This is a genomic window from Advenella mimigardefordensis DPN7 (assembly GCF_000521505.1).
GTDB classification, from domain to species: Bacteria; Pseudomonadota; Gammaproteobacteria; order Burkholderiales; family Burkholderiaceae_B; genus Advenella; species Advenella mimigardefordensis.
Window position 1 is genome coordinate 4,217,368 of record NZ_CP003915.1, and the last position, 13,461, is coordinate 4,230,828.

Below are 13,461 nucleotides of genomic sequence, written 5' to 3' on the forward strand. Positions count from 1 at the left end.
TCCCATATTACTATAGGCAGACATAAAAATTCTACATTACGAGATTATTTATCTCGTTTTTTAAAATTTATATTGACCAAAACCCGATTTGCCTCGTATGATTAACAAAAATCGGAATTTTTCATACCGAATATTAATATTTAAACGAACAAAGTGAGGATACGTTAGTCATGAACACGTCAACACCCCAGCAATCTCCGCAGCAAGCCGTAAGCGGCGTACAAAAAATGACGCCATCAGAGGCCTTTGTTGAAACCATGGTCGCCAATGGCGTAACCAACATCTTCGGCATCATGGGCTCGGCCTTCATGGACGCCATGGATATCTTCGCCCCTGCAGGCATCCGGCTGATTCCCGTGGTCCACGAGCAAGGTGGCGCACACATGGCAGACGGCTATGCGCGGGTCAGCGGCCGCCATGGTGTGGTGATCGGCCAGAACGGCCCCGGCATCAGCAACTGCGTGACAGCGATTGCGGCAGCCTACTGGGCACACTCTCCGGTCGTGATGATCACACCGGAAACCGGCACCATGGGTATGGGCCTGGGCGGCTTTCAGGAAGCGAACCAGTTGCCTATGTTCCAGGAGTTCACCAAATACCAGGGACATGTCAATAATCCAAAACGCATGGCGGAATATACTGCCCGCTGCTTTGACCGGGCCCTGTCCGAAATCGGCCCGACCCAGTTGAATATTCCACGTGATTATTTCTATGGTGAAATCGAAACCGAAATTCCGCTGCCGCAACGCCTGGACCGTGGCGCCGGTGGTGAAAAAAGCCTGAACGAAGCCGCCGAACTGCTGGCGACCGCCAAATTCCCCGTCATTCTTTCCGGTGGCGGCGTCGTGATGGCCGATGCAGTTGAAGAATGCAAAGCACTGGCCGAAAGGCTGGGCGCACCGGTAGTCAACAGCTACCTGCACAATGACTCATTCCCCGCCAGCCACCCGCTGTGGGCCGGCCCGCTGGGTTACCAGGGTTCCAAGGCCGCCATGAAGCTGATCGCACAGGCCGATGTCGTCGTGGCGCTGGGTTCCCGTCTGGGCCCATTCGGTACCCTGCCACAGCACGGCATGGATTACTGGCCCAAAGAAGCGAAGATCATTCAGATCGATGCTGACAACAAAATGCTCGGCCTTGTGAAGAAAATTTCAGTTGGCATTTGTGGCGATGCCAAGGCTGCTGCTGTGGCTTTGCTGGAACGCCTGCAGGACAAGCAACTGGCATCGGACGCCAGCAAGGATGCGCGCGCCAAAACCATTGCCGATGAAAAAGCCGCATGGGAAAAAGAGCTGGACGAATGGACACACGAAAAAGATGCGTTCAGTCTGGACATGATCGAAGAGGCTAAAAAAGAAGGGGGTAAATACCTTCATCCAAGGCAGGTATTGCGTGAACTGGAGAAAGCCATGCCGCAAGATGTCATGGTCTCTACCGATATCGGCAATATCAACTCTGTGGCCAATAGCTATCTGCGCTTCGAAAAACCGCGCAGCTTCTTCGCCCCCATGAGTTTCGGTAACTGCGGCTACGCCCTGCCCACAATCATCGGCGCCAAAGTAGCGGCGCCTGAGCGTCCGGCTATCGCCTACGCCGGCGACGGTGCCTGGGGCATGAGCATGGTGGAAATCATGACTTGCGTGCGACACGATATTCCGGTCACCGCAGTGGTCTTCCACAACCGTCAGTGGGGTGCCGAGAAGAAAAACCAGGTGGATTTCTATAACCGCCGCTTTGTTGCCGGTGAACTGGACAACCAAAGCTTTGCCGGCATCGCGCAAGCCATGGGTGCTACCGGGTTCGTGGTGGATAAGCTGGAAGACGTGGGCCCCACCCTGAAAAAAGCCGTGGACATGCAAATGAACGAAGGCAAAACCTGCGTCATTGAAATCATGTGCACACGTGAACTCGGGGATCCATTCCGACGCGATGCGCTGTCCAAACCGGTGCGGTTCCTGGACAAATACAAAGACTACGTTTGAACCAAGGCGTAACCTGAGGAACACATCATGGGCGTTTTGCAACGTATCATCGAAACGGCGCAAGCCGCACCGAAACGCATCGTTCTGTGCGAGGCCCAGGATCCGCGCGTTCTTCAGGCTGCAGTACGCGCCCAGCAGGAGCGTATTGCCCGGATCGTGATGGTGGGCAATCCGGCGCAAAGCGTCGCGATCGCCAGCCAGCACGGTCTGGACATATCGAACATCATCTTTACCGACCCGGCAACCAGCGAAGCGCGTGAACGCTATGCACAGCAGCTGTATCGCTTGCGCGAGAAAAAAGGCATGACACTGCAACAGGCTCAACTGGCCGTTACTCAACCGCTGTGCTTTGCCAACCTTATGCTGCACATGGGGGATGCCGATGGCTCTGTCGCCGGCGCCGTTCACACAACTGCCGATGTGGTGCGTACCGCGCTACAGATAGTAGGCGCCAAAGCGTCTGCCGGCAGTATTGTGTCCAGCTTTTTTCTGATGATTTTTGAACACGAACACCATCCAACCAAAGGCGGTATGATTTTTTCCGATTGCGGTCTGGTGATTGACCCGGATGCGCAACAGCTGGCCCGTATCGCCCTTGACTCGGCCAAAAGTGCAAGTGCGCTGCTAGGCGAAGCGCCACGCATTGCCATGCTATCGTTCTCGACGCTGGGCAGCGCACAGCATGTGAACGTAACCAAGGTTCAGCAAGCAACTCAACTGGTCAGACAGGCACGCCCCGATCTGCTGATCGATGGCGAAGTACAGCTGGATGCCGCCATTATTCCAGACATCGCATCGCGCAAACTCAGCGATTCGCAGGTCCATGGACGCGCGAACGTGTTGATTTTTCCGGACCTGAATGCGGGCAATATTGGTTATAAGCTGGCAGAGAGATTGGGCGGCGCCGTCGCTATCGGTCCGCTGCTGCAAGGGCTGAACAAACCGGCAAATGATCTGTCACGGGGTTGCAATGCCGACGATGTTTATAATGTGATTGCCGTCACTTGCGTACAGGCGCAACAGCTGCAGGCGCAAGCCACAAGCGGCGAATTAACGTCGGTGCCCGCCGGCCAGTAATCGCGCAATATCATAAAAAACAGCAGGCGCCAGTGCCTGCTGCAGGTCTATAGCCAGGCTTCTGGGATAATACGCACTCAGATCCAGCCCAACACCCAGCCCCACAACATCTATTCCCTGCGCAATGGTTTGCCGCACAACCTGCTGCAGATGACTGGCCAGATAATAATCGTCATTCACATATTGTGTGGCACTGTCCATCGGACAACCGTCAGACACCACAATCAGGGTGCGTCGTTTTACCGATTGCTCCTGCAGTCGCTGCGATGCCCACAGCACGGCCTCGCCATCGACCCCTTCCCGATACAAATCATGCTTGAGCACAGCCGCGATATCCAGGCGCGCGCGTGACCAGCTCGTATCGGCCTGCTTAAATAGCAAATGACATATTTCATTGAGACGCCCTGGGTGCGCCGGTTTGCCCTGGCGCTGCCAGTCTTTCATGGCGCGTCCGCCGTTCCAGGCACCGGTGGTGAAGCCCAGCAATTCAGTTTGCACACCGGCCATCCCCAAAGCCCGCAACAGGGTATCGAGCAGGACAGACAGGCGGCGCGCATGTGTGCGCATGGAACCCGAGCAATCGAGCAAAATCGTGACGGCCTGATCAACCCGCTCAATGACCTGATCCTGACGAAAGATGCGGGTTTCTGCCGGACTGGCAACCAACTGGCTAAGAACGCGCCCATCCAGAATGCCCTCTTCCTGACCGAATAGCCAGCCGTCCTCTTGCGGCATGCGAAAGAGACGGCGAAACAGTCTGGCCAGTTGAGCCACACCAATAGACAAGGAGGCACGATCTTCATCCATTTGCTGGCGAAACTGCCTGAGCTCGGCGAGCCTGACGCGCGAAGCAGCCAGTTCAACCCGATCGTAGCGACGAGTAAATACGCGATAACTGGCCTGATGCTGATCGAACACACGACTTTGCCCGAAAGGAGCAACGTCAAATCCATCTTCCGGTTGCGCATCGGGTGTAAGCAACAGGGAAAACAGCGCCCGGGGATTCTTATTGGCATCCTTCTGCCGACGATCCAGCGCCATTTCTGCGGCCAGATTCAGGCTGACCTTTTCAGCAAGGCGTGCAGCGACCTCCGCGTAAGCAGACTGATCATGACGCAGGCGACGCAAGGCATACAGTTCCCCACCTATTTCACCTGCCATACCGGCGCGCGTGGCCTCCAGCAAGTCCTGCTGGGCCTCACTCAGCGCACCGCCCGTGACCCGTGACCATACCGTTAGCATGACGGTAAACAGCAAAATACCCAGACTGGATTCGATGAGGGCCGAGTGTTGAAACGCCTCGGCCCAGGCACGGAAACGAGCCTGTACATTGGCGCGTACCCCCGGCCAGTCTGCAGCCGCCGTAGCCTCAAGGCGCACCTGTTCAAAAAAATCGTAAAGAAGGCGGGCCGTCTCGTCTTGCGGACACGCCTGTTCATAAATGACGGGATCGCAGGCAAGCAGCCGCAACGCCAGGCCATCGGCAACCGCACGAAAGTCGCGAAAGCGCTGATTATCAGGCTCCAGCCGCAGATGCGGCGCCAGCACCGGCACCAGGTTGTCATTCAGATACAGCCTGCCTTTCCGGAAATGCGCATTACTGCACCCGCTGATGGCACGCACAGCCGCACCACACAACTCGTCGGTGTGCTGCTGGAATATGCTGTGCGCGATATCGTTCACGCCTGCAGGGTTCCCACAAAGGCTTCGGGCAACTCTTGTTCGAAACAGCGCTGATAATATTCGGCAATCAGCTCCTTCTCGGCATCATCACATTTGTTCAGAAATGACAGACGAAAGGCCAGGCCCGTATCGCCGAAGATCTGCCGGTTCTCGGCCCAGGTGATCACGGTACGCGGCGACATGAGCACGGAAATATCACCTGCCTCGAACCCCTTGCGCGTGAGGTTGGCCAGATCCACCATTTTTCGAATAGTCTGGCGCCCTTGCTCATTATCCATTTGTGGCACTCTGGCAGCCGTAATCTGTACTTCGTCTTCGGGCTGCAAATAATTCAGGGCAGCAACAATATTCCAGCGATCCAGCTGCGCATGATTGAGCGATTGCGTGCCGTGATACAGACCATTCAGATTGCCCAGCCCCAGTGTGTTGGCCGTTGCAAAAAGCCTGAAATCCGCATGCGGAGCGATACTGCGATTCTGATCCAGCAACATGAAATGACCATTGCGCTCCAGAATCCGCTGGATCACAAACATGACATCGGGCCGACCCGCATCGTATTCATCAAAGATCAGTGCCATGGGTTGCTGTAGCGCCCAGGGCAGAATGCCTTCCTGGAATTCAGTCACCTGGCGCCCTTCGCGCAAAACAATGGTGTCCTTGCCAACCAGGTCCAGGCGGCTGATATGCCCGTCCAGGTTAACGCGCACACAAGGCCAGTTCAGTCTTGCTGCGACCTGTTCTATGTGTGTAGACTTGCCGGTGCCATGCAGTCCCTGAATCAATACCCGTCGGTTCTGGACAAAGCCGGCCAGGATGGCAAGGGTCACATCATGATTGAAATGATAGGCCGCGTCGATTTCCGGTACATGCTCAGTGGCATCGCAAAACGCAGGCACGGTCAGATCGGTATCAAGACCGAAGACCTGCCTGACGGAAATCTCGCGGATGGCGCGATGTGAGGATTGCTGAGTGGTCATGAGGGTTTGCCTCCGTGGCGGATCGCAATGGCAGACCACTGCGGGTGATTGATTTACGCTGCCGCGTTAGCCTTTTCAATTTCTGCCAGCGAGTCTGCAGCACGCCGCAAGACCGGCAAAAACTCCAATGCCTTCTCACGGGTAATCCGCATAATGGGCGACTGCGCCGCAATACCCATATTGGACTTGCCGTTTTCTCCCGGTACCAGCACGGCAATACAAATGAGGCCGGGCAAAAATTCCTCGTTATCCATGGCATAGCCTTGCCGACGCACCTGTTCTATTTCCTGTTCAAGCGCGTCGTAGCGTGTCAGGGTATTCGGGGTATACTGTTCCAGCGGGGCCGCTTCCAGCAGGCGGCGACATTGTGAAGGCGACATTTGTGCAAGAAACAGTTTGCCGCTGGCCGAGCAATGCAGCGGCACACGCGAGCCCGGGTGCAGATAGAACCGAAGCGGCGCGACCGTTTCCACCCGGTCCAGATACAATACCTCGTTGCCGGAGCAGGCGGTGATGTTGCAACTTTCACCGATTTCCTCCACCAGGTGCCGCAGCACTGCCCGTCGTGAGCCGTGAATGGTGTTATTGAGTAGCAGTTTTTCCGCCATCTGGTGCAGGCGACGACCGGTGCTGTACTGCCTGCCATCGCCATCGCGAATAATCAGCCTTGCACTTTCCAGTTGTTGCAGCATACGATGCAGAGTGGGCTTGGGAATACCCAGTTCCTCGCTCAGGCTTTGCAGTGAAAAATAACTGTCTTTTTCGGCAATGACCTCAAGAAGCGCAAATAGCCGTAGCGTTGGGGTATTGCCTTCGACACGTTCAGATTCGATCATATCCATAGAAATCGCCATTTATTTCAATTATTGAAATAAATTATATCAATAACCGGAATATTGATCAACGTTTTCTTGATGCTGCGGGAAAATGCTGTGCTACCAGTTCCGCCAGGGTTCTAATGCCAACTGCAATTTTCGGCTCGTCAATGGAACCGTAGCCAAAACGGATGTAGCGGCGGGCACTTTTGGACACCCGGCTGAAGAATACTTCCCCCGGTTCCAGAACAATGCCGTTTTGCAACGCCACTGCCGTGAGTGCCGTGGTGTCGATATGTTCCGGCGCCCTTACCCAGCAAAATGATCCGCCCGGCGAGGAGATAATCTGAAAGGTGGGCAGATACGTCATCAGCGCATCACGCAGTGCCCGTTCGCGCTGACCGTAGATTTGCGATTGCCTGCGCAGAAAAGACTGGTAATGGCCCAGCGAGACAAACAGCGCAAAGGCCCGCTGCAGGAAAGACGGCGCATGACGCAGCATCAGCCGTTTCAGTGCACGCAATTCGTCGATCAGCGGTTTGGGGCCAACAATGAACCCCAGCCGCAGTCCGGGTGCAAATGTTTTTGACAAACTACCGACATAAATCACGCGCCCGTTCTGGTCCAGACTCTTGAGCGCCGGAAATGGTTTATCAATAAAGCTGTTTTCAAATTCAAAATCATCTTCAACAATCACGGTATTGCAGGCACCGGCTTTTTCAAGCAGCGCCTGGCGTCGTGCCATGGACATGGTCACGCCGGTTGGACATTGATGACTGGGCGTGACAAAAACCATATCCATATCAGCGGTGATCGCCTCGACGTCAACGCCCTCTTCGTTCACCGGTACCGGCACGACATGACGGGTACGGCTGGAGAAAATATTGCGCGCATCAGGATAACCGGGCTCTTCCATACCCACTTTATTGCCCGGCCTGACCAATAGATCAGCCAGCAGATACAGCGCATGCTGGGCACCCACGGTTACCATGATTTCATCCTTGGTCGCCGAAAATCCCCGTCGCGGCAGGACCTGATTCTGAATCGCGGCAATAATCTCCGGATCATCCATCATGATCAGGTCCTGAGCCCAGCTCCGGATATCGACAATGGACAGCGCCTTCATGCAGCACTCGCGCCATTCGGAAGTGGGAAATAGCGCAGGATCAAACTGACCATACACAAACGGATAAGGCTGGGTCTGCCAATTGGCCGGCTTGCGAATATTGCGTTGCTGGCTGGGCCTTGCGTGGATGCGTTCATGCCAGAAATCGGTTTCGTCATCGCTCCCAGGACTGGCGATAATATCCAGCATATTGCGCTGCTGCGCGGCCTGCCCTACGAAATGACCACTACGGTTACGCGTCACCAGATAGCCTTCACTAACCAGCTCCTGATAAGCAAACACAACTGTATTACGGGCCACTTTGAGCGTGTCCGACAGGAACCGGCTGGAAGGCACCGGCGCATCAGGCGTCAGATGCCCCTGCGTAATGGCAGCCACCAGCATCTGCCGGATCCGACCCTGCAGCCCCAGCGATTCACTGGTTTCACGAAACAGTTTTTCCCACAGCAACGCACTGAGGGCTGCCCGGCTGGGCGCGCTGACCTTTTCCGATCCGGGATGGACACGTTTTCTGTGATTATTCATTGCTATTTTCTTGTAACAGGCCAGGGAGGGCGTAAGCCGACAGGCAGCATTTGCGTCACTGTGCCGGCTTGCGATCATTTCGAATGCTATAGAAGCATGCGATTATCCCTGATTACGGACATGATCGCCATGCAAATGGCGGCTCATGTCGGCAATCTGCGGGAAAGACACTTTCGATTTATACCTTGCCCTTCCATGGCACCATGGCCTTCTCTATGTAGCGAATCAGGGCATCAAAAACAAACGCGAAAAACCCGATAATGATGATACCCATGATGACGGTATCACTGGCCAGATACTGCGCTGCATTCAATACCATGAAACCCAGGCCGCGATCTGAAGCCACCATCTCGGCAGCAACCAGTGTACTCCAGCCCACCCCGATACCAATACGCATGCCGGTAAAAATCTCCGGTAGGGCAGACTTCAGAATAACGTACCAGACAATCTGCCGATTTGAGCCGCCCATGGAGTAGGCAGCATGGATCTGTTCCATGGATACCGATTTGACGCCGGCTCTGGCGGCAATCGCCATAGGGGCAAAGATAGCCAGATAGATCAGAAAAATTTTGGGAAACTCGCCGATACCGAACCAGATGATAACCAGCGGCAAATAAGCCAGCGGAGGCAGTGGCCGGTAAAACTCGATCACCGGGTCGAACAGCCCACGCGCTACCCGATTGACCCCCATCATGATACCCACCGGTACGGCCGTCAGCAGCGCCAGAAAGAACGCCGAAAATACCCGCGTCAGACTGGCAACGGTATGCTCGATCAGTGTCGCATTGGCAATGCCATCTGTCATACCAACGATGAACTTGTTATAAACCGCCGCAGGCGATGGCAGAAACAGTGGCTTGACCCAGCCAAAGTACGTAACAATGGACCAGATCACCAGCAATGAAATCGCGGTTGAAATACTGATGAACACACTGGCGCCGGCACCCGGGGCGCCATAAACCTGCCCCGGTACGGCAGCCGATCTGCCGAACAGTTTATTAAGCATGATGGCCTCCTTCACGTTCGTCGCTATAGATGATGTTAAGCACGGTCTCACGCATACGGATGAAGTCGGGGCTCGATTTAATTTCCCTGGCGCTTTGGCCTGCCAGAAACGCCCGATTGAATGACAGATCGTAGGTATTCGTAATACGTCCGGGTCGTGGCGACATCACGATCAGCTTGGAGCCAAGAAAGAGCGCCTCTTCCACACTGTGGGTAATGAAAAAGAACATTTTGTCCGTTACGTCCCAAACCTTCAGCAACAGCTCCTGAATGGTTTCCCGCGTTAACGCATCCAGTGCGGCCATGGGTTCATCCATTAACAACATGGCCGGATCGCAGGTCAGGATGCGGGCGATGCCCACCCGCTGCTGCATCCCGCCGGAAAGCTGATAAATCATATGTTGATGAAAGTCCTTCAGGCCCACCAGTTCCAGATTGCGTGCAGCAATCTCGTGACGTTTGGTCTTCGGCACGCCCTGCAGTTTCAAACCGAATTCGGTGTTGTCGATAACATTGAGCCACGGCAGCAACGCATGTTTTTGAAACACTACGCCACGATCAGCGCTGGGGCCCGATATCGGTTCGTTGCCCAGCATAATCGTGCCGGACGAGGGTGACATGAACCCGGCCAGCAGATTCAGAAAGGTGGTCTTGCCGCAGCCCGAAGCGCCGAGTGCTACCACGAACTCGCCACGATTAATGGTGAGGTTGACATCCTTGAGCGCGACCACCCGGTCATTCTGCCGAATTCCGGGATACACGACGTTGACGTCTTTGACATATAAATTCTCGGCTACTGTTTGCATTGCGATTGCCTCCAACTACACTTCGGTTCTGTGAAAGACGGGCTGGCCACCTTTCACGTTTATGACAGTTGCAATTACTTTTGTCCGGCAGCCTGCTCTGCCCAACTGCCATTCACAAAGCCGCTATAGTCCGGAAGCACCGAGTCAATCTGTTTTTGCTCTTTAAGAAATGCAGCACTTTCGGTCAACGCTTTGACTGCGCCGGAATCGGCACCACCGCCCAGCCAGGTATTGGAGGCCATCTCAGCCGCGGTCGGAAAGACCAGCATTTTCATCGCTTCCAGAATATCTTTGGGCTCACCGCCAATCATCTGAGTAATACCTTTGACCTCGGGACTGTCCTGTTGCCACTGCGCGCCATGCTGTTTATAGTCGTCATAGGCCTGTGCCAGCACCTTGGTGTAGGCCTGCATGAATTTTGGATTTTTCTGTGCCCAGTTTTTATCTACGACAATACCGTCAAACGTCGGCACACTGGCCTTGCCCACTTCCTCAGAATCCGTCAGGACAGTGCCATCCTTAAGCAGCGTGGTCAATGCAGGAGGCCATACATAAGCAGCATCAATATCACCGCGCTGCCATGCGGCTACGATTTGCGGCGGCTGCATGTTCAAAATACGTACATCGCGCGGATTCATTTTCCACACTTTGCTGAGCGCGACCAGTAAATGGAAATGGGAGGTGGACACAAACGGTACGCCAATGCGCTTGCCCTTCAGGTCTTCCGGCTTGCTGATGCCCGACTCCTTGCGAACGACCAGCGCTTCGGAATGACCGATGTTGTCAAGAATCCAGAACAGCTGCATATTCACACCGCGCGTTGCCGCCGCCGCGATCCCGGTAGAACCCAGCACCCCGATAGGAATGCCGCCGGACGCCAGTGCGCTGGAAATATCCCCTGCCGAACTGAACTGGCGCCATTTAACTGTATAGCCTGCAGCCTTTAGCGGTTCGTCGAATTTTTTCATGGCAATGGCAGATACATACGGCCCGACGATCTGTTGGTAGCCAACGGTGACTTCTTCCTGCGCCGCTGCGTGGGTTGACCAGGCGAGCGTCGCCACGGTTGCCGAGGTGCACAACACTGTTTTCAGAAATATGTTTTTCATGTTTGACTCCACGAAGGGGTGGTTTACAACGTTGTAGTAAGTGCGCCATGCGGGCGCAGGGATGTTTTGCGATGAAGCTGCTCGTATTGCACTTGTTAAGGGGACTTCTCTTGCTGCGGTATGTCTGCCTCCAGTATTTCTATCGGTCCTGCTTGTGGCATAGTCAGCGAAGCATCAACTGTGCCGGATCGGGTGCCACGCCAAACCACTTGTGATAAATGCTGGCGTAGCTCCCTGTTTCGATCACCTTGCGCAGTGCCGCGTTAACCCGCTGCGTCAGCGCACTGTTCCTGGGCATCGCTATTGCATAGAAATGATTGGGTGTGGCTACGGTGTCTGCTACCTTTACCAGACCCTGCCCTTTGTTCTGGCTGTAATAGCGCACATTTGCCGTGTCATGAACCAGCGCGTCCAGCCTGCCGGCGGCCACTTCAAGATACGGGAAGCCGGCATCCATGTTCTGAAAATAGGTCACTGTCGCCGGCGGTTGCAAGCGATTCACATAATCTGCCGCATCGGTACCGCGCTTGACACCAACCCGTTTACCGGCCAGGTCGGCAAAGCGATCAATAGCGGTATTGTCATTGGCAACGACCAGGGAAATATCACTGCGAAAATAAGGATCAGAAAAATCCATGCTGCGTTCGCGATCCTGCGTAATGGTGATGCCGGCAATGGCCATATCCACTTTGCCGGCAGTCAGATTCGCAAAGATGTTGGAAAAATCCATGGGCAGCAGGGTATAGGACACGCCCATTTCGTGTGTGATAAGGTCGAGCAGATCCATATCAAATCCCACGTATTTTCCATTCTCGCGGAACTCGAATGGCAAATAGGCGGTGTCGGTGGCAACCGTCAGCGTTTCAGCCTGCGCGGCCCGGATACCTGGCGGCATCGCGGCATAAAGTATCAGAAAAGCGCAGGCAGCCAGTGCCAGGCTGATCGAATTGCGACGTGAACGGTGCCGAAAATCCATCAGATCACCTCATCTCTCAGGTAATACCAGTGATAGAGCATGGCCTGTCCGAGACGCCGAAAAGGCGCGAACAGATGCCCCGGAAGCGGCGAATTGTAGATGGGCAGGTCCCATTGCGCTCCGTCCTGTCCCACAATACGCTGCGCCAGACGTCGCCCTGCCCATGCAGAAGAAGACACGCCATTCCCACCATAGCCGAAGGAGTAATACAGCGACAAAGACGGGTCGGGCTGCACAATCCGCGGCATCATATCGTGGCTGACATCAACCCACCCGCTCCAGTTGTATGCAATGGGCACACCTTCGAGCGACGGGAACTTGCGGTACAGGCCTTTTTTTAGCAAATCCAGATGTTTGGGATTGCCCGCATCCTTACCGGTAATCGCACTGCGACTGCCAATTTGCACTGAACCATCAGGCAGCAGCCGATAATAAAAACGCAGCGTCCGGGTATCGGTAATAAACACCGTCGATTTCAGACCCGCCTCGGCCCGCTCCTGTGCTGTCAGTGGCCGGGTCACCATGGAATTGGACTGGATCGGCATCAGTTTGGAGCGTGTCGTCGTGTGTACACCCTGCGTGGTATAACCACCCGTGGCAAATGCCACCTTGCGCGCCTTCACAATACCGCCAGGCGTATGCAAATGGTGCAGGCCATCACGCGTTTCCACTTTCAGGACCGGACTGGACGTGTGCACCTTAACGCCCAGTTGCCGTGCGCGTCGCAAATAACCAAAAGCCAGCTTCAGGGGATGCACGCCAACACCCTGAGGTTCCCACAGTGCCGCCCTGGCCTCCTGATCGTTCACATATTCTTCACGCAGCTCTGCCTGGCTGAGCATGCGCGTCTTGTAGCCAAAGACTTCATTCATCACCCGGCTTTCATTGCGCAGAAAAGCAATTTTCTTGTCGCGATGCGCAGTGTAAAGGTGACCACCCGTTTGCGCATCACAATCGAATTGCGCGACCAGTGACTCCCAATACTCGAAGCCCGAACGTATTTCGGCATCCAGTCGTTTGGCCGTTTGCTCTCCCCATTTGGCAATCCACTGGGAACGATACAGGCGACCCATCGCATTCTGTCCCTGTCCGCCATTGCGACTGGTGCATCCCCATGCAGCGGCGTTTGCCTCCAGCACCACGACCTGTGCGTGATAGTCCTGAGCCAGATGCAGCGCCGTCGACAGACCGGTAAAACCGGAACCCACCACGACCACATCTGCAATCAGCCCGTCGAGTGCCGGGCCATCATCGGGTGGCGGTTCACCTGCCGTGGCCACCCAGTACGTAGGGGCGTACTGCTGGCTCTGGGCCGGCGCATCGGTAAGCGGATCGAACAGCGGATCGTATGCGTGCATCAAAGTAGCCATGATGATGCTC

The 13,461-nt window shown here is 55.1% G+C and carries 11 protein-coding genes; 2 read left to right on the top strand and 9 right to left on the bottom strand.

Features of this window, described 5'->3' with window-relative positions; genetic code table 11:
• Nucleotides 1-170 precede the first annotated feature (170 nt).
• A complete protein-coding gene (xsc, locus tag MIM_RS19360; RefSeq protein ID WP_245592775.1) occupies nt 171-1,982 on the top strand; it encodes a sulfoacetaldehyde acetyltransferase in 1,812 nt (603 codons plus the stop codon).
• A gap of 27 nt (nt 1,983-2,009) precedes the next feature.
• Nucleotides 2,010-3,059 carry a phosphate acetyltransferase gene (gene pta / locus MIM_RS19365; protein ID WP_025374416.1) on the top strand — a complete coding sequence of 350 codons (1,050 nt, stop codon included), beginning with the start codon at nt 2,010-2,012 and terminating at the stop codon, nt 3,057-3,059.
• Here pta and MIM_RS19370 read toward each other — a convergent pair.
• The 9 genes from MIM_RS19370 to MIM_RS19410 all read right to left on the bottom strand — a co-directional run bounded on the left by MIM_RS19370 (nt 3,033) and on the right by MIM_RS19410 (nt 13,451).
• Nucleotides 3,033-4,742, bottom strand: a complete 1,710-nt coding sequence (locus MIM_RS19370) for a cobaltochelatase CobT-related protein (protein WP_025374417.1) — start codon at nt 4,740-4,742, stop codon at nt 3,033-3,035. The genes pta and MIM_RS19370 overlap by 27 nt on opposite strands.
• Nucleotides 4,739-5,719 carry an AAA family ATPase gene (locus MIM_RS19375; protein WP_025374418.1) on the bottom strand — a complete coding sequence of 327 codons (981 nt, stop codon included), beginning with the start codon at nt 5,717-5,719 and terminating at the stop codon, nt 4,739-4,741. Before MIM_RS19375 ends, MIM_RS19370 begins: the two co-directional genes overlap by 4 nt.
• Nucleotides 5,720-5,772: 53 nt before the next feature.
• Nucleotides 5,773-6,561, bottom strand: coding sequence for an IclR family transcriptional regulator (locus MIM_RS19380; RefSeq protein WP_042070587.1), 789 nt, complete (start codon nt 6,559-6,561; stop codon nt 5,773-5,775).
• A gap of 58 nt (nt 6,562-6,619) precedes the next feature.
• Nucleotides 6,620-8,185 carry a MocR-like pyridoxine biosynthesis transcription factor PdxR gene (gene pdxR / locus MIM_RS19385; protein ID WP_025374420.1) on the bottom strand — a complete coding sequence of 522 codons (1,566 nt, stop codon included), beginning with the start codon at nt 8,183-8,185 and terminating at the stop codon, nt 6,620-6,622.
• Nucleotides 8,186-8,363: 178 nt separating this feature from the next.
• The gene (locus MIM_RS19390; RefSeq protein ID WP_025374421.1) at nt 8,364-9,191 is read right to left on the bottom strand and encodes an ABC transporter permease subunit; all 828 of its coding nucleotides are present in this window, start codon (nt 9,189-9,191) and stop codon (nt 8,364-8,366) included.
• Nucleotides 9,184-9,996 (bottom strand): taurine ABC transporter ATP-binding protein, encoded by an 813-nt coding sequence (locus MIM_RS19395; RefSeq protein ID WP_025374422.1) that lies wholly within the window; start codon nt 9,994-9,996, stop codon nt 9,184-9,186. The genes MIM_RS19390 and MIM_RS19395 overlap by 8 nt, the downstream gene beginning before the upstream one ends.
• A gap of 74 nt (nt 9,997-10,070) precedes the next feature.
• On the bottom strand, nt 10,071-11,105 hold the full coding sequence (gene tauA / locus MIM_RS19400) for a taurine ABC transporter substrate-binding protein (RefSeq protein WP_025374423.1): 1,035 nt from the start codon (nt 11,103-11,105) through the stop codon (nt 10,071-10,073).
• A 163-nt stretch (nt 11,106-11,268) separates the two neighbouring features.
• Entirely contained in the window at nt 11,269-12,081 is an 813-nt protein-coding gene (locus MIM_RS19405; protein WP_025374424.1) for a transporter substrate-binding domain-containing protein, read from the bottom strand.
• Nucleotides 12,081-13,451 carry an NAD(P)/FAD-dependent oxidoreductase gene (locus tag MIM_RS19410; RefSeq protein WP_052342345.1) on the bottom strand — a complete coding sequence of 457 codons (1,371 nt, stop codon included), beginning with the start codon at nt 13,449-13,451 and terminating at the stop codon, nt 12,081-12,083. The genes MIM_RS19405 and MIM_RS19410 overlap by 1 nt, the downstream gene beginning before the upstream one ends.
• Nucleotides 13,452-13,461: the final 10 nt, after the last annotated feature.

Coding starts and splice junctions, on each gene's coding strand:
- xsc (WP_245592775.1), top strand. CDS start 171: ATGAACACGTCAACACCCCAGCAATCTCCGCAGCAAGCCGTAAGCGGC.
- pta (WP_025374416.1), top strand. CDS start 2,010: ATGGGCGTTTTGCAACGTATCATCGAAACGGCGCAAGCCGCACCGAAA.
- MIM_RS19375 (WP_025374418.1), bottom strand. CDS start 5,719: ATGACCACTCAGCAATCCTCACATCGCGCCATCCGCGAGATTTCCGTC.
- MIM_RS19380 (WP_042070587.1), bottom strand. CDS start 6,561: ATGGATATGATCGAATCTGAACGTGTCGAAGGCAATACCCCAACGCTA.
- pdxR (WP_025374420.1), bottom strand. CDS start 8,185: ATGAATAATCACAGAAAACGTGTCCATCCCGGATCGGAAAAGGTCAGC.
- MIM_RS19390 (WP_025374421.1), bottom strand. CDS start 9,191: ATGCTTAATAAACTGTTCGGCAGATCGGCTGCCGTACCGGGGCAGGTT.
- MIM_RS19395 (WP_025374422.1), bottom strand. CDS start 9,996: ATGCAAACAGTAGCCGAGAATTTATATGTCAAAGACGTCAACGTCGTG.
- tauA (WP_025374423.1), bottom strand. CDS start 11,105: ATGAAAAACATATTTCTGAAAACAGTGTTGTGCACCTCGGCAACCGTG.
- MIM_RS19405 (WP_025374424.1), bottom strand. CDS start 12,081: ATGGATTTTCGGCACCGTTCACGTCGCAATTCGATCAGCCTGGCACTG.
- MIM_RS19410 (WP_052342345.1), bottom strand. CDS start 13,451: ATGGCTACTTTGATGCACGCATACGATCCGCTGTTCGATCCGCTTACC.